The 16,650-nt window shown below is 54.0% G+C and carries 16 protein-coding genes and 1 pseudogene; 12 read left to right on the forward strand and 5 right to left on the reverse strand.

Translation table 11 applies throughout. The features are described 5' to 3' along the window. Positions 1 to 587: 587 nt before the first annotated feature. Positions 588 to 1,001 (reverse strand): DUF3015 family protein, encoded by a 414-nt coding sequence (locus H8K03_19790; GenBank protein ID UVT19990.1) that lies wholly within the window; start codon positions 999 to 1,001, stop codon positions 588 to 590. 264 nt (positions 1,002 to 1,265) lie between these two features. On the opposite strand from H8K03_19790, the gene H8K03_19795 reads away from it, so the two are divergent. The 3 genes from H8K03_19795 to H8K03_19805 all read left to right on the forward strand — a co-directional run bounded on the left by H8K03_19795 (position 1,266) and on the right by H8K03_19805 (position 2,873). After that, entirely contained in the window at positions 1,266 to 2,000 is a 735-nt protein-coding gene (locus tag H8K03_19795; protein ID UVT19991.1) for a DUF72 domain-containing protein, read from the forward strand. Further along, on the forward strand, positions 1,960 to 2,154 hold the full coding sequence (locus tag H8K03_19800) for a DUF72 domain-containing protein (protein ID UVT19992.1): 195 nt from the start codon (positions 1,960 to 1,962) through the stop codon (positions 2,152 to 2,154). Before H8K03_19795 ends, H8K03_19800 begins: the two co-directional genes overlap by 41 nt. 395 nt (positions 2,155 to 2,549) lie before the next feature. After that, positions 2,550 to 2,873, forward strand: a complete 324-nt coding sequence (locus tag H8K03_19805; protein ID UVT19993.1) for a hypothetical protein — start codon at positions 2,550 to 2,552, stop codon at positions 2,871 to 2,873. 1,024 nt (positions 2,874 to 3,897) lie between these two features. Here the strand turns inward: H8K03_19805 and H8K03_19810 are convergent. Continuing rightward, positions 3,898 to 5,847 (reverse strand): alkaline phosphatase family protein, encoded by a 1,950-nt coding sequence (locus H8K03_19810; GenBank protein ID UVT19994.1) that lies wholly within the window; start codon positions 5,845 to 5,847, stop codon positions 3,898 to 3,900. A gap of 156 nt (positions 5,848 to 6,003) precedes the next feature. Continuing rightward, on the reverse strand, positions 6,004 to 6,288 hold the full coding sequence (locus H8K03_19815) for a PepSY domain-containing protein (GenBank protein UVT19995.1): 285 nt from the start codon (positions 6,286 to 6,288) through the stop codon (positions 6,004 to 6,006). A gap of 1,306 nt (positions 6,289 to 7,594) precedes the next feature. On the opposite strand from H8K03_19815, the gene H8K03_19820 reads away from it, so the two are divergent. The 9 genes and pseudogenes from H8K03_19820 to H8K03_19860 all read left to right on the forward strand — a co-directional run bounded on the left by H8K03_19820 (position 7,595) and on the right by H8K03_19860 (position 14,978). Next, positions 7,595 to 8,287 carry a CDP-alcohol phosphatidyltransferase family protein gene (locus H8K03_19820; GenBank protein UVT19996.1) on the forward strand — a complete coding sequence of 231 codons (693 nt, stop codon included), beginning with the start codon at positions 7,595 to 7,597 and terminating at the stop codon, positions 8,285 to 8,287. A gap of 228 nt (positions 8,288 to 8,515) precedes the next feature. Beyond that, positions 8,516 to 8,755 carry a hypothetical protein gene (locus tag H8K03_19825; protein ID UVT19997.1) on the forward strand — a complete coding sequence of 80 codons (240 nt, stop codon included), beginning with the start codon at positions 8,516 to 8,518 and terminating at the stop codon, positions 8,753 to 8,755. Continuing rightward, a complete protein-coding gene (locus H8K03_19830; GenBank protein ID UVT19998.1) occupies positions 8,752 to 9,294 on the forward strand; it encodes a DUF1269 domain-containing protein in 543 nt (180 codons plus the stop codon). Before H8K03_19825 ends, H8K03_19830 begins: the two co-directional genes overlap by 4 nt. A gap of 107 nt (positions 9,295 to 9,401) precedes the next feature. Beyond that, positions 9,402 to 9,911, forward strand: coding sequence for a hypothetical protein (locus H8K03_19835; protein UVT19999.1), 510 nt, complete (start codon positions 9,402 to 9,404; stop codon positions 9,909 to 9,911). A 185-nt stretch (positions 9,912 to 10,096) separates the two neighbouring features. Continuing rightward, positions 10,097 to 10,300 (forward strand): hypothetical protein, encoded by a 204-nt coding sequence (locus H8K03_19840; protein ID UVT20000.1) that lies wholly within the window; start codon positions 10,097 to 10,099, stop codon positions 10,298 to 10,300. 219 nt (positions 10,301 to 10,519) lie between these two features. Next, a pseudogene (locus H8K03_19845) lies at positions 10,520 to 11,631 on the forward strand (IS3 family transposase). Positions 11,632 to 11,830: 199 nt separating this feature from the next. Continuing rightward, complete coding sequence (locus H8K03_19850) at positions 11,831 to 12,502, forward strand: hypothetical protein (protein ID UVT20001.1); 672 nt, start codon at positions 11,831 to 11,833, stop codon at positions 12,500 to 12,502. 1,202 nt (positions 12,503 to 13,704) lie between these two features. Next, complete coding sequence (locus tag H8K03_19855; protein UVT20002.1) at positions 13,705 to 13,863, forward strand: hypothetical protein; 159 nt, start codon at positions 13,705 to 13,707, stop codon at positions 13,861 to 13,863. A gap of 872 nt (positions 13,864 to 14,735) precedes the next feature. After that, the gene (locus H8K03_19860; protein UVT20003.1) at positions 14,736 to 14,978 is read left to right on the forward strand and encodes a hypothetical protein; all 243 of its coding nucleotides are present in this window, start codon (positions 14,736 to 14,738) and stop codon (positions 14,976 to 14,978) included. A 74-nt stretch (positions 14,979 to 15,052) separates the two neighbouring features. On the opposite strand, the gene H8K03_19865 is transcribed toward H8K03_19860, so the two are convergent. Both H8K03_19865 and H8K03_19870 read right to left on the reverse strand, forming a co-directional pair. Next, positions 15,053 to 15,289 (reverse strand): hypothetical protein, encoded by a 237-nt coding sequence (locus tag H8K03_19865; GenBank protein ID UVT20004.1) that lies wholly within the window; start codon positions 15,287 to 15,289, stop codon positions 15,053 to 15,055. A gap of 879 nt (positions 15,290 to 16,168) precedes the next feature. After that, a complete protein-coding gene (locus tag H8K03_19870) occupies positions 16,169 to 16,534 on the reverse strand; it encodes a MarR family transcriptional regulator (GenBank protein ID UVT20005.1) in 366 nt (121 codons plus the stop codon). Positions 16,535 to 16,650 lie beyond the last annotated feature (116 nt).

A 16,650-nucleotide genomic window follows, 5' to 3' on the forward strand; every position in this document is an offset into this window, starting at 1 on the left:
AAGGAAGGGCAAATGTGAGGTGATAAAGATGGATGACATTTATCCCATGGTTGCCATTGTCGTGTTCTTGTGGGGCCTCATGATTTGGGCCTCAATTCCAGAGGAAGAGAAAAGATAGACAATCTTGATTTGTCTATCAGACTCAAGGGCAAGGTGCGGACGCATCTATCGCCGATACACAGCGGCGTACGTCTGTTTGAGAGGCTTAAAAGAACTGGATTACGGGCTATTGTGATTAGGAAGGTGGAATAGTCTTCTATTTGTGGGAGTGACATCAAACCGCTATGACAGCGCCTGACGAAACAGATCTATTAAAAACAACTCAAGGAGATTCGGAACTATCTCAAAAACAAGTTTCCTGGGTAACAAATAATCAAACCTTCGGTCCATAACATCGAAGCATTTTCCGAACGCATAGAGCAAATCAGGGCCTAGCCACAGTCGGGTGTAGGCGGCGTGAACGTCGCGATGGCCAAAAGCAATGACGGCACAATTCCCTATCTTGTCGGATGCTGCCCAGGGGAGAAGTTCGATAACCTCCCCCTTACTAGTCCAAGCTTACTCATAAACCTCTCGCCGCAGTCGGGTTATGCTTTTTTCAGTCTTTCCATAGCCAGCCGACCAGGCATGGTCAGAACCAGCCTCGAGGCCTCTTTAGGCGACAAGAGAGGATCAGATAGCACGGCATAGCGGCTCTGCATTTCCGTTCCAAATGCGGTCTGCTCGTCCATCGGAATCCCGGCGAGGACCGCTAGAGACGTTAAATACTCGCCATGCCCCTGCGCAATATCGCAACTCACGCCATCATAGGCATGGGCCACGAACTGTTCCAATCGGTGGCGAACCTTGGCAGAAGGATCGGGGAGAGGGCTGCTGCCGGAGGTGCTCGACGTAAAATCGCCAGTCAGCTTAAAGGGAGCCTGAAGGGTTTCAGTGGTTGGCCCGCAGGAGACTCCGCCCAGCAAGAGAATTGGAAGAAAAAGAGAAGTCGTGATTTTCATGCTTTCCCCCTGGTTAATCAATTATAGAAAGAACGAATGGTCTGACTAGCTATCACTAGCATAATGTGTCTACGGCGTGGACTAGACAAAGCCCTGGCGTGGGGGCGACTACCGGCCCGCGATGTAGTTTCTCGGCTAGGCTCGCGTTGAGGAATATTCGAATCTACTGCGGTAGGAATCGACCCGATCGGTTGGTCTGGTCAATTTGAAGCCCTCCTGGAGCATGCTGGCGTCACATTCCCCGCTGGGGTAGAATTCCGCCCCATGCCTCTTTCCCCGCTCGTTCGATTCGGGACTTCCACCTGGACCTATGAGGGCTGGCAAGGTCAGGTGTACCTGAGGCAGTACGCCAAGACGACCTTTGCACGAGAATGCTTAGGCGAGTATTGCCAGTATCTCTACAACGGGAAGCCGCTCTTTCGGACGGTCGGTAATGACTCCACCTTCTACCGGCCTCCATCCGCTAACCAGCTTCGCAAGTACCTGAACCAAATCCCCGAAGACTTCGAGATGTGTTTTAAGGTGTTAGAAGACATCACCATTCCTAGTTTTGCCACTCATTCCAGATATGGGCTGAGAGCAGGCAAGCTAACCCCCCATTTCCTTGATGCCAAACTCTTTAGGGACCTGGTCCTGACGCCATTTCGAGAGGCAAAGTTCCATGAGCATACAGGGCCTTTCCTCTTTGAATTTCAGCGACATGGGTTTTCTGTGGAGGGGTTTTGTACCCGACTGGATGCGTTCTTTACTCAACTACCGAAGGAGTTTAAGTACGCTGTTGAAATTCGCAATGCTGGATTACTTGGTCCTGCTTACCGCCAAGTGTTAGAACGGCATGGGGTGGCTCACGTCTATAATCACTGGTGTTACATGCCGTCGTTGGCAGAGCAGCACAAACGCATGGGAGAAACCTTCACAGCTCCCTTTACCGTACTGCGACTCCTCACCACCCTTGAAGATGTCCTACGAGGCAGCCAAGAAGCGGGCGGAACCGTATAACAAGATTGTGGGTGAACTCCCCGAAATGCGAAAAGATGCGGTTGCACTCATTCAGCAATCGGTCAAGGCAGCCAAACCAGCCTATGTCCTCGTGAACAACCGCTCAGAGGGGAATGCCCCTACCACCATTCAGGCATTGGTTGACATGATCTAAACTGTCTCCTTTCATGTTGTCGGCCTAGGGTTACTCCCAGTTCCGCGCCCCATCTCAGCCGATCAGACTTGATTTCCTTCCAATAAATAAATCCAACGCAGCTCACCATGCATGAGGTGCGATCATGAGGATCACCGCTAAATTCTGTTCTCGGTGTCGTGAGAGGTTGTCGTACATCTAGACGAGGAATGACCTGGAGATACAGTTTTACTGGGCCAGCGTCCGCCGACCCGGTGCGGTCACGCAAGAGGGCCTCTGCGAAAACTGTGGGCGCAAGCAGATGCTGACCTATTATCAGCTCCCAAGCTGGCCTTGAGACTTGAGAATCTAGTCAGATTGTCTTGGGACTGACGACTCTTCACCGAGAACGATTCAATACTGCACAGAGGTGTTGTATGAGAACATTCCTACCTTCGATACTGGTGGTTGGACTGTTGGGCTCTGGACTCGGTGTGACTTACGCAGCCGATCCCTATCCAACAGATGCTATGGCGGGGAAGGAAACAAGTCCCAGCCTCAAGGAGCGTTTGACGGAAGACACCATTACAGGTCCCTTAATAAAAACAGAAGGTGAGTATTACTTCATCCAGGCCGATCGTGGGTTGCAGAGGATCCACGTCGACAAAAGTACCCAGTTGGATTCTGTGAAGCCAGGCGACATGGTCCGAGCCTATGTGACAGACCAAGGCCATACGACGACCTTGCAACGTTTGAAGTGAATCAGTGTCGGAGCACGACACCAGGTTTTCACCCAGTGCCAGGCTGGATGTGAAAGTCATACTATGAAAGTGGAACAGCCAGTGAAAATATTATGAGACATCCCTCCCTAATATAGAAACTGCGCTGTTTCCATTAAACTCGGAGAGCATTGTCTTCTTTTAATCTCTTCAGGTCTCCTGACCTGTTCCACGAGGCCAACTCGCGAGATTTTCGAACAGATTTCTGAAAGTCACATCAGATTCACCCCGGCCTTGAGGTATGGGGCCTTGAGCACGAATCTGGGCTCAGAGTTGTACCTATGAAGGCAAGAAGAGTGATACTGAGGCTCACAGGGAGTAGATAAAGAAAATGCCTTTTCTATCCGTGCCCCCACTTCTTGTGTCCTCCAATTTCAAACGCCGGCCAATCGTTTGCTGACAGACGGTACCGTCGATGCACCCTTACTCTGTGATATATCCTCACTGAAAGACCTCCGGGACTCCACTGTCTTCGCGCAGTCGAAGAAACCGATCAGGTTATCTTCAATCAGTTTGTCGGTATGCGTTATGGGGAGGTGACTATGAAGCTGTGGGCTATGGATGTGTATCTGGTCCTGTGCGGTAAGTGGCATTGAGTTCGCGACTCCGTTATCGCTTTCTGCCGATGATCGAGACAAGGCGGAGGCAGGGCCCGGGTCAACATGGTGCCATCTCCATGCCTGTGAGATATATGGCGATGCAAGCGCCTATTGCGTGCATGGCTGCATAACCGTCCATATCCAAGATCCTGAGAAAGCAGCAAATACGCCTTACTTTAAATGGCTCATAAGGGAGCGGGTAGGTTATATTAAAGGCCTTTTACGGTGTGTATTGCTCTTTGCCTCGTGGTGGAACATCCGTCGTGTTAGGCTTGGTGGATTAAGGAGATGATTTCGGGCTATCCAGATATATATGTGTAGAGCAATTTGCTCCTGTTGCTTCGTGCCGCAGTCAACCCATCCTCTCGCTTGATCTGCGCCACCGAACGCACAGGAGGTACCATCCGCTAATTGGATGTGTGGGGAAGCCCCACTGAAACCGACGAAGGGCAGATGTTTTCTCCACCGGCTACGGGGAAAGCTTTGGCCAGAATACGATCCATCGCAGATTTCAGTGAGTGCCCCGTCATCTCCTCCGGACGAGTCTGCATGGAAGCCTGAAAGGATGGAAGCAACCCCAGCGTGTCGAGGATGGTGGGGGTGATGTCGACGACCGAGGCCTCGCACAGTGATGCGAGCGCCTCACCTTCCTCCTGGCCGCCTCGTACAAAGAGGATCGGCACGAGGGAGTCTGAGGCATTGAGATGCCCATGGTCGGAATGAAAGTGTCGATGCGTGGACACGTCGAGCTGCTCCAATACCCGCCCGTCCTGCTTATTGAGATAGGTCAGGTGTTTCGACCGGTCGGCTAATAGAATGATATCCGGAGCACTCAGAGGATCCGTAGGGAGCCGTGATGCGAGGCCCGTCACCCGTCGGACGGCCATGGGGTAGGAGGGACTGTTTAACCGACTGTACTCCAGAGAGATGGCCGGTGATAGCTGCACCGTGGTTCCATCAAATTGATAGGGAAGATAGTCATAACGGTTCTCTTGTTTGATGAGGACCGCGTCCGGGTCCTGGTGATTGGCATGAAGCGTGAGCAGGACATGTTCCACAATCGGCACGAGGTCACGGTGGTAGTCAGGATTCTCTGTCCACTCCCCGGTCGAGGGCTTCACATGGAATCCCAGCGCCCCGCCATTCAGTGTGGCCACCACATTGGACTCTCTGGCAATCGCTCCTCTTGAGAACAATCCAAACGCGGCACGGATTTTTGATCCCAAGGTTTCGTCGATCAAGGACGGCAGTTCAAGACGATAGGCCGTCCCTCGCACCGTATTCAGTTCATCAAACACGAGCTTCAGGTCGTCGATGCCAACGGCGGTATTCCAATCAATGGCCGTATGCCCATGGTCCGAGACCAGCACGAAGAGGGTGCGTTCCAGCACGGCCTCATTCCGCACTCCGCTCCATCGAATCGGATCGATGGACCTCATCCCAGATCCCGTCGAGGCGTGGTGCTGCTTGGTAAGCGCCGGATCGCCTGCGATGAATTTGGCAATAAGATCATCGAGGTGGGCAAGATATTCTAAACGGGCCTGTTCCGGGTCTTCCGGCGAGACATGCTCGGCATGGTCCAGTCCGGCAAAATAGATTGTCAGGACACTCGGAAGTCGTAATGCACCCGATGTCAGGTCGCCGTCATTGAATTGTTGGATCGCATGGACGGCATCCCATAACGCGTTTGCATCGACGGCGGTACTTCGGTTCTGGGTATAACTCAGAAGCGTGTCCACATCCGCCGGGATCACTCCCGCCCCACTGCCACGCGTGAGCATGTGGTGCACGACGATGCTCTGCCCGCCATGTTGGTCGATATGTTCATAGAGGGTCTTGACCTGAGGGTTGAGATCGTCGGAGAGGAAGTCGTCCGCTAGTTGCACCTTCAGCGCATCGAGATGATACTCTGTGTAGTACCGAGCGACGGCGCGATCTCGGGAAAACAGGCTATTCCCTGCAATGCCATGGGCGCCGGGAAACACACCGGTAAAGGCCGACGTCCAGGCTGGGTAGGTGTAAGAGGGGAACACTGTGGTCGATTGTTGGACAGCCACCCCCTTGGTGAAGACCAATCTGCCCGACTCCGCCCGCACCCCAAACAGATCGTGCAGGCCCCCCACTTTTCGCGAAGGACTGTGTTCGAGATAGTGGACCAACGTGTCGTGTGCGAGTCCATCAATCGCAAAGATCACAACATGCTCAATCGGATGACCATTCAGCACCCCCTGCAATCTGCTCTGGGTAGGGTGTGGGGCTGGAGCGGGGAGGAGGCGTTTGCAGCCGGGTAGCCCGAGAAGGAAGCAGACCAGCAACACGACCGGTAGAATGTATGTGATAGTGGATCTGGAACTCATAGCGGGCCCCTTCCCCTGGTGAATGTAGGCGGGCATTCTAGCAAGAGATGCGGCCTCTCTGTAGGCGGGGATGTGAAGGATTGACGTCGACTGCGAGGCCCCCCCTGAGGAACGCTATGCATAGGGGACCCCGCCTGAGGAAGGACTGAAGAAGGCTTACTTAATTTCGTGGACCTTTCCTGTCACGGCGTCCACATAGACTTTGTAGGTAGATTTCCCCTCTACGATCTCAATCTTGTAGACCACACGACCATCGTCTTTCCCAATATTCGCTTCAACTGTTTTGCCAGGGCGGGCCTGCTCCGCGGTTTTAATCGCGTCGATCATGCTCACGGTGGATTTGTTACTCAGCTCTCGATCACTTTCGAAGAGGGCCCAGGCCGGCATCACCGTCCCAGCGAGCAACAGCAGCATTCCAGCCAACAAACTAATCTTTTTCATTGAGTCACTCCTTGGTTAAAAGTCTAACGTCCATTTGATGGAATAGTATTATTCCTCTTACCTACCTTTTATACCTAGGCAACCCCCTAAGTGAAACATCAGAAATTCGCGATTTCTTAAACATCGACCTTGTACCTTGCCGCGCGTTTCGATAGGCTTCTGAAAACCTGTGCGTCCGACCTGCTTTCATACCTGGCAGATCCTTTGAGCAGCCGCTGCGAAACGGAACGATGAGACTATCAAACGGTAGGTCTTAGGTGGGGAGGAAGTGTTCGAGATAACTACCGGGCTGTGGGTGGATCAGGGGTGCACCGTAGGCTTTCGTATCACACGGTCTGTTCGATGGCATAGCCCAACGCATCAATCGAGCACTCTTTGGGCAAAGAGATGAACGCGCTGGCCGATTGCATTGTGATAACGGGCGCCAGTGTAGTGGCGTTGTGACGCTGGAAAGCGGGTATGGTCCCTCCTATTGCATTGCGTTTGACCAGCCTACGATCCGCAGCTCCGTCAGTGTTTCTGAAAGCTGATGAAGTCCCAAGAATGCAACAAAACCAGCAAGTCGTGGTGCTCTCCGACGCCGGCGCAGATCTCCGGCAGGCACGGGAGTCTTTCCATGTTAACGGCCATATATTCACGTCACCCTCCGCTTGACCCTTTCTTTAGCAGGCCATCAACCAAGGGCTCGCGAACGTGCGAGTAGGGATCGGCACGGAGATCTCGCGGGAACGGGAGCGAATCACGCACGGGTTGGGACAGGGTAACGTCGAGGAGGCACGCAGGCGGTTGCCCCATGCTCCCTGTCGGTTCCATGTTTACAGAACTCTCCCTCCGGCATTGGCAGAATCCAGAACGTCAAGGGGTTGATACTGTGGTCCACGGCGTGACCCAGAGCCCGTGTCGCAGGGCATTTACCCAGTAGGTCCTCCTGCTCACAAGGTCTATGCTCTAGATGTCGATACGGGCACTATTATGAAAGGGAGGATTTATGATTCAGCGAAGTCTTGAAATGGCGAGTAATATTCAATCAAGAATACAGACGGCGAACAGATAAAAGTGCATGTGGACAAGAGCACGAAGCTGGACAAGGTCGCAGACGGCGATATGGTCAAAGCCTACGTCGTACTATTGCTCCTCGGGTGCTCCTGAAGGAACTCGAGCGAAAATTCTACGGTCTTAAGCCCAATCGTCTCCTCGGATCTACAGTGGATGGGTGCCCCCTCAGAGAAAGCGGCGGGGGCGGGCATGCTGGGCAGCCCACCGCGTGGGGATGGGGCTACTTCTCAACCCGCAGTAATCTGGTCACATGGTCTTTATCGGTGGCCCGATTCCGGACATTGTCTTTACTCTATCACGCATAGGTGTTCTTACCGTGACCGCTCCACCTCCGAAACATTTCTTGTTGCTCCGCGAGTTTCATCTGGCCGATGTGCTTACCTTGGCCAATGCTGCCTGCGGACTCGCCGCCGTGTTCTTCGCCATGCACTATATGAGCAGCCGGTCGCCGGCCCATTTCTTCGCCGCGATAGCCTTATCGCCGGCGGCGCTGCTCTTCGACTGGCTCGACGGCCGGGTAGCTCGGTGGCGGCATCAGCAGTCGGTGCTCGGACGTGAATTGGATTCACTGGCCGACATTATCTCCTTCGGGGTCGCACCGGCCGCTCTCGGATTCGCTGCCGGTCTGCGGGGAGGGTGGGACTGGATCGCACTGACGTACTTCGTCTGCTGCGGGGTGAGCCGACTTGCCCGCTATAATGTAACCGCCGATCGCCTCTCCGGGGGGAGGGACAAGGTCGCCTATTTTGAAGGCACCCCGATTCCCACCACCGCGTTGCTTACCGGCCTCCTCGCCGTGGCCGCCTGGCAAGATCGACTCGACGAGCGTCTCTACTGGGGCGCATGGACCCTCGGACTCTGGGATCTACATCCATTGTCCCTCATGTTCGCCATTTCCGGAACACTGATGATCAGCAAAACTCTCCGCATCCCTAAACTCTAGGGCGCATGCGCGTCAGTATGCGATATATTTTACATTTCGGGACGATGATTAGACGCCTCTGATTACTGAAAGGCCACACGCGCGGTGACCTCCCCCCGGTTGTTAAGCCACATACTCAATTAGACTTGCATACAGTGACCCGCCCCGCGAATGTAGGCCGAACCAGATCTGCATGCAATAAGGGATATTCCTAGCTCCCAGGACGCGCGTTGAGAATATCGTGACGGAATGGGACAGCACAATAAAGAGGCGTGTCCTGAGATCAAACAGCGTGTGGATGTGCTGGCGGAATGGATGCTCACCCATGGGCCCTTTGCCATGCAGGAACGACATCGTAACGCCAATTCAATGGAGCGGTTGTACTGGCATTATGGTTATCTCATGGCACTGCAAGACATGCTCTCTATGGAACAAGGAGGCATCGAGCAAGTGGACCCTCCCATCACAGAAAAGGAGCGGGCATCATGAGCGAGCACAACGCAGTCGTCGCCATTTATGACACGCACACCGAGGCCGAGGCCGCCATCAAAGAGCTCAAGCGAGCATCCTTCAACATCACGAAGCTTTCAATCGTCGGGAAGGACTACCACTCAGACGAACACGTGGTGGGCTATTACAACACCGGTGATCGGATGAAATACTGGGGCACACTCGGCGCACTCTGGGGCAGTGTCTGGGGGTTGCTCCTGGGCGCAGGGTTCTTCGCCATCCCGGGGATCGGCCCGGTGTTGATCGCGGGACCTCTTCTCGGGTGGGTCCTGGGGGCGCTTGAAGGGGCGGTCGTAACCGGGGGCATGACGGCGATTGGGGCAGGGCTCTATAGCTTGGGAATTCCAAAAGATAGCGTTCTCAAGTACGAAATGGCGCTGAAATCCAACAAGTTCATCCTGGTGGCTCATGGCACGGCGGACGAGGCCGCGCAGGCCCGAAAGATTCTCCACACGACACAACCGCATGTACTCGACACACATACGACGGTACCTGAAGAGAAAGGCGCCGTGGCCTAGTATGTATTGTTCGTGATCAGCATATCTCCCCTCGGTTGCAAGGAAGGATTTCAATCGTAGAGGCCATATTCCAGGAACACACGAGTTCTGAACCGAAAGGACCTGATATGACGAAACGACTCATGCTGTGTCTGTTCGCATTGATCACGGGTTTCATGATGGCACCCTTTTCCCATGCCGGAGAGTCCAAGCTGATCGAAGGGAGCGTCCTCAAGATCGAGGGAGAATTTTATACCGTCCACGACACGGCGGGCCACGAAGTCCGCCTCCACGTTGACAAGACGACGTATCTGGAGGGCGGCGTGTTCAAAGTCGGTGACAAGGTCGAAGCTCACGTGACTGAGAAGGGTCATGTTCGCTCCATGATCCACTTGACTGGGTCGGGCACGATGGCCACGCCTGGCTCCAAGATTGTGGAAGGTGACGTGCTGAAAACCGAGGGGGAGTATTACATCGTCCGTGATCGATCGGGCCACGACGTGCGCCTGCATGTCGACAAGACGACACATCTGGAGGGCGGTCCCTTTCGAGTCGGAGATAAGCTCGAGGCTTATGTGACGGAACAGGGCCATGCTCGATACATGTATCACATCGCACAATTCCAGCCGAGTCCTTAGGCGCAGATGGCCCACTGATTAGGACAGCAGATCGAACCGTTTGACAATCAAATGTGTCGGGAAAGGGATGGCGAGATCTCTTGAATCGATGAGTTGATGCGCTGCTTTCAGAGCCAATGATACTGATACCTGGTGTTGCGCATGCGGAGGAGTCACACAGCAGCCATCGAACATTCTCGGGAGTCGTGATCAAACAGGGCACCGGGATCACCGTAAAGACGCCAGAGGGAGCTGAGTTTCAGGTTAATGAAAATCAATCACATCGTCACGGCCATGTCGCCTTCAAGGAAGGTGATGAAGTCAGCGTGGTCGTAGATGAAACAACGCAGCCATTGACCTTCATCACAATGGCAAAGAAGGAAAACATACCTTCGTCACCTGCAAGCTAATGCAGCTTGGCAAAATGGAAAAGCAAGTCAAACTCTAGTCACTCGATGGATAACTCGCGCAGTAACCTTCTCTCACTCTCGCCGATAGGGATCTTGATCAGGGTGGTGCATCCATCGATGTGCCATGTCCAAATTGCTGCGGGCCTCCAAGGTCTCCTGACCTAGCCCCCTTAAACGGGTCCAGATCCTCTGTTAGGGTCGGGCCGAAAGGAGGGCTGTATGCCACGTCTGCGTCACACCGTCGAACAGATCCTCAGCAAACTGCGTGAAGCCGAAGTCGCCTTGAGCAAAGGCCAGCCGGTTGCGCAAGTCTGTCGAACCCTGAGCATCACCGAGCAAACGTACTATCGGTGGCGCAACGAGTACGGCGGTCTCAAAGTCGATCAAGTCAAGCGCCTGAAGGAGCTGGAACGCGAGAACAGTCGCTTGCAACGAGCGGTGGCCGAGCTGACCGTCGATAAGCTGATCCTGAAAGAAGCCGCGGAGGGAAACTTCTAAGCCCAGCGCGCCGACGGCAGACGGTGGACCACTGCTGCGTGACGCTGGGCCTCGCCGAACGCCGCGTCTGTCGCGTGCTGGGCCAACCGCGCTCGACACAACGCTATCAGCGTCAGCCCCCGGATGATGAAGCGCCGCTGACTGCGGCCATCATCCGGTTGGCGAGCCAGTATGGCCGCTATGGGTATCGCCAGGTGACCGGATTGCTGAGGAACGATGGCTGGCGGGTGAACCATAAGCGTGTGGAACGGATCTGGCGGCAAGAAGGGCTGAAGGTGCCGAAGAAGCAGCCGCCGCGTCGGCGGCTCTGGCTCACGGACGGTTCCTGCGTGCAACTCCGAGCGGAACGGCCGAATCACGTCTGGGCGTATGACTTCATGGCGACTCGGACGGAAGACGGACGTCCAGTGAAACTGCTGACGATTGTGGATGAATACACGCGGGAGTGTCTGGCCATTGATGTGGCGCGACGGTTGCGATCGGACGATGTCCTCTTTCGACTTGCGGAGTGATGTGTCCAGCGTGGGGTACCACGACATAGTCGCTCGGATAACGGCCCCGAGTTCGCCGCCAAGGCAGTGCGCGAGTGGCTCTAGCGCGTCGGCGTGCAGGCGCTCTTCATCACCCCAGGCAGTCCGTGGGAGAACGGCTATATTGAAAGCTTCAACGGAAAGTTACGGGATGAACTGTTGGATCGGGAGTTGTTTGCTACACTCTGGGAGGTCCAGGTGCTCGTGGAACGGTGGCGCCCGACGTATAACCGGATTTGGCCCCATAGTGCCTTAGGCTATCGTCCACCCGCTCCGGAGTCCATCGTGCCGCATTGCGCATGACTCACATGCACGCTGGTACAACCACAGGGGACAGGTCAAGCTTCCGCTACGCAAAGTACGTTTTGTCTCCAGGGATCGTCAGCGCAGTATTTTCAAACGGTTAGAATCGCTGTGGCGCAATATAACAGCTTCCGTTCCATTGCCCCTGGGACGACAGCTTGCCGATACTGTTGCAGAACAGCTATTCTGAATCACTGGCATGACACGATCCGGCGTCATATTTTATCCTTTCCATCTGTGCCACGAGCGCACCTTGCAGTGGCTGCTGGAGCGGTATCAGCAGGTGCATTTCCGGGACTATATGGCCATACAAGTCAGTCCTTTCTGCGGAACAACGGCCTTTCCCGAACGTATGGGAGATTCCTTCCCCGACCTCCTGGCAAGCAAACGACTGGTGCAGGGGTACAACGTCAGCGGACCGCTCAAGCCGGACACCTGCATCGCCGTGGATCGTGATCTAACAGATTCAACGTGGCGTGGGCTCTTTCATAGCGCGCTGGTGGAGAATCGCCGATTCCAACGCGGTCTGTTCGACGGCACAGACATCACTGGGCGTCACAAAGCTGGCCATGCCGAGCAGACCTTGATGGTTCGTCTGAAGGATGTTTCGTTCGAGACGACTCCCTTTACGGTGGCTGGTATCCGTCAACTCAGCCGGCGACGGCTCATCGGCAGAGAAGCTGATCTCTTCGACTATGGCCTTGCCCTACTGAAAACCTCCGCCTCACTGGTGTATACAATAGAACTGGCGACGGCTGAACAGCTGGCCGTTGCGACTGACTCGCGCGCCCATTTCACATTACTCACTCGGCTAATAGAACGAATGGGCTTCACGATCGAGAATGGGTTGGTCGAACAAGGCATGTCTTAACCATTACACTCAGGTCTGCTAGAACCTCCGCCCATGCCTGCCCCATCAACGCCCCAAACAATTCCGGATGTCACTGAAGACATTGAGACCGGCAGTGGCAGCGGATTGGGGGAGAAGCCGGGATAACGGAATATTCGATCAGATCAGGGCAAATGACGCCGTGTAATTCTGCTTTGGGCCGATAGCTGATGCTGACTGCCGGTCGAGGCTCAACTGCTACAATTAATTCCGGTCGAGAAGTGCATTCGAAGACATCGTGAACTAGACTGGCCTACAGCCCGGTAGAGAAAAGCTTCCCACGCGCGTCCCATTGCATCTCTGGGAGAGTCAACTGATGAAATCGAGATCGCCAATGTCGCGAAAATTGGGGCGAGATTGCGAAGAGTAGAGAACCTAACTATCGTCTCGAGACTCGGTGGCGGGGGGACCAACATTACAACTCTCCGATTAATTCGCGGTCGAGATTTGAACTCGTGAATAGTTGGAACTAGACTGGCCAAGCCCCCCACAGAGAGTGCTCCCTCAAACCAGCCCCATCGCCTCTCTGGTACAGAAGATTTGGAGATTCGAGGGCGGCAATCTCGCGGAAATGTGGGCGATTTTTAGAAAGATAGAGAACCTAATAAACGCCTCGAGACTCGGTGGCGGAAGGGGCGAGATTTGAACTCGCGGATGGGTTACTCCATCTCCGGTTTTCAAGACCAAACCAAACCATATGCCTCCAATTCCTCAAACATACAGAAGGACGTGAAAACTCACAACAGGAGCGAGTCTTAAGCGGATTGGAAGGTTTGCATCTAGTTGCGTGGGGTGTGAGGGGAGGGAGGGGCAACGGTGACACTTATGGTTACACCTTTATTTCTAGCACCTACCCAGGAGAAGACCCCCCGGGCTCTTTGCTGCAGGCGGCCTGACCACCCTAGAGGACACCGACGACTAGCCATGTATTCACAGCGTTCCTGCTACCAGAGCGACCACCCCGGGTCTTCCCAAAACGATTCGCTCCCAAAAGGAACCCCCGCGTCCAAGGAACCCCGGCACCGTCCTTCGGTCCCTTGAAGCGGCGGGGCTAGGGGCGGAAGCGGCAAGTCTGCCGATTTGACAGCAGATGATGGCAATCCACTCATGGTGTGGCGGTGGTATCCTTAAAGGATAATCAACTGTCGGCCAGGTGAGCCGCGATGCTAGCAAGAGGACCACTCATGGATATTCAACATGAGGACATTAAGCGTTTCATTGTCGCCTCGCATAACTTGCTCAATCCCAGCGTGAAACTAGACGAGTTGACCACGATGGAACGAGGACTGATTCAACATTATGTGTCTATGATTGCCGCGAAATTTCCAGCGGTCACCCCCTAGCTGACTCGCACGCTTTACGGAAGTACATGCTTGCAACTCAGCGGCTACAGCGAACCGGTTTGGCTTGCGCTGGATGGTTTGGAAGCCCCGTTTAGTCCTGAAGCTATCTAACGCAGTCCGGTTAGCTCCCATTCATCTATAATTTTCCTGCCCCATTCGAAGCCGGCCTCGTAGCATTCATCAAAACTTGAATAAGGAAAATTGTCTTCGATGGCCTTTCCCCGGACGAACGGATCAATCAATTCACGACTATTGCCTTTTGGGAAAAAGATGTCTACTCGCCTTTTAAATAACCCTTTCCTTTCCGCGCTCTCACACGGCCATGAGTGCATTGTGATGCCTTTGTAATTAGTGTAGCCTCCCCCGTGTGATCTGATTTGGTCATTCACATCATCTCCTCCGTCGAAATGAATCCCCCCAGCAAGGAATGCGCCCAAGTAGAGTCTCATTGGAATCCGATGTTTGTCGTAGGCGACCGAGTTACGAAGTGAATCGATTCCGATTCTCATAGAATCAAAATGGATTCAGGTGCCTGCATCAATCGCGGCTGATCGAAAGGCCGTCACGGAAAGGATAGTCGTGTAGACGGAGCCTACCGGAAATGATAGAGAAGGCGATGCCTGTCGGCCAAATTTTTGGACAGATTCTCGCGAGTGAGATGAGGTAGGTGGCGTTCACACGTCGGATTGTGATTGGCTACTTCGATCATGTGCAGGGGCATGAAATCGTCCATCATCTGCGGCAGCTAAAGTTTAATCGGCTGCTCAACTCACGTTGCACAACTACAAGCGGCATGTGACGGCTTATTCGATATCCAGCCTCGGCTGGCCGAGTATCTAACCGAGTCGGGTGTTTTAGACTTCGGGTATGTCATGACCTATGCTGATATATTTTGCGTGGCCCACGAGCTGTTCGATATGACGGCCGTGGACATCAATCATCGTGAGAGGGTGTACCCCCCACCCGACAGAGAGCTTATTCAGCTCGAGAAGGACTTGATCCAGGGCCTTCCGAAGGATGTGGCTGAGGCTTACCGTCAAGACCAGCTTCGGCGAACGGAGTTTGAGAGCGAGGTAATTCTGCGTGTTCGGGCTGTTCGTGAACAACGAAAATAGAAGCGTATAGGAGTTATTTCCCCTTCGGCAGCTGATCCTCCTCAAACCTTATCGGCTCCAGCTAATCGGCTTAGCTATCCCACCGAAGCTCCGGGGATTTCGCCATCAATGATCAGCTTGCCGTAGTTAATACAGATGGCCTCGGCTTCGTCCTTACTCGCATATGCTTCGTCTTTGAGGAAATGAAGCGAGTGTTCTTGGTTGTGAATGGACCACGAAATGAAAAGGTTCAATCCCCACATGCCGCTCTCCACAAGCTGCTGCGGTGCAGGCCGAATGATGAATCCTTTGTAGGCCACTGCTCGGGTCATGTCGATTTACCTTGAGCACGTTAGTGAATAGAACGCCTACACCCAAGAATCAATCTGGCCCTTCGCGGCCTTCAACGCGGCTATTTCTGCAGCAAGCGATGTTGGGAAGTCCGTTTCCACACATCCCTCCTTCGAATTCACTCTAACCTTCAGGCCTTCCATAAGAATGGAATACTGGCATCCCCATCGCCCATCCGCTTGGCGTTGAGGAGTGAGTTTGATCATGTATCCCGCATAGTAAAAGTCACGCAAAGGAGTAAACATGATTGAATGGATCGCTGGTGCCTCGGCGAGTAAGCCTCCCTTATTTGGCTTTCAATAGGAGTTCTGTCAGTTTATTGAGTGGCTCGGAGTGACACAGATTGAGGAAGCGGTCCAACGGTACGAACATTTGTCTCAACAACGAGAACCGGTCGAGAGCGCATTGCGTGACCTCATAAGTGAGATGAGCATAGGCATACATTTATGTGCGTTGACGAGGCTATACCTACACAGAGTGGGGCACTATCAACAACTAGGCGGTGGCTCTAGTAACAATACGAATGTTGCTGGGTGCTACGCCAGATACCGGGAGGACAATGTCCAGAAGCTGAGGTGAAAGAGCATGAGCGCCCAAGACTACAAAAAGTTGAGCTCTCGAGAGCGCCGGGTCCTTCAATCGGTGTGGGGTGGGCTGAGCGTCAAGGAATATGACGAGGAGGATTGGAAGAGACCAACATGGATTCATGAACAGACAGCGAGAACGTTCAGCATACGCACTCATGCGTGGAGCGGATAACCTTCATCGGGTCGGATGGATTCTTGCCGGGAAGTTTCTTCGGCTTGGGGTTTGGCTTTGGTCCCGGCACGGACTCATCATGCCGGAGCCCAAGCCCGATGTCACGAAGGGGAGAGGGAACTCTTACCAGTGCTTGGGTCGTTGAGGTGTGCTCTGATCCGTCTCACGAGGTCTGTGCCTTTTCGGGTCAATGTGAGCAGGACATAGCGGTCATCCTGAGGAGAGCGCTGCCTTTTCACCCGGCCTCCCCGCTGTAGGCCTCTCAACATAAGGCTCATGGTGGGACTAGTGACGCCGAGGACCCTCGCACAATGCTGGGCATGGGTACCGGGGGATTGTTCGAGATAGAGCAACACACCGGCTCGGACTGGTGTCACACCAAGCGCTGACAACTCGGGCCGGTACTGACGCAACACCTTGATGGGGATCGTCCAGGCGTCAGATCGTCCTTTCTGGTGACCGCTCACATCAGCCTCGTCGTTCCGTGTCTGCCATAAGGATCTGCAATTCGAGTGAGACGGAGCATGGCACTCCCAATCAGGTGTGCCCATGAAGCTGATTGAATCGACAGTCTGTTAATCTG

The sequence above is a fragment of the Nitrospira sp. genome, from assembly GCA_024760545.1.
Lineage (GTDB): Bacteria > Nitrospirota > Nitrospiria > Nitrospirales > Nitrospiraceae > Nitrospira_D.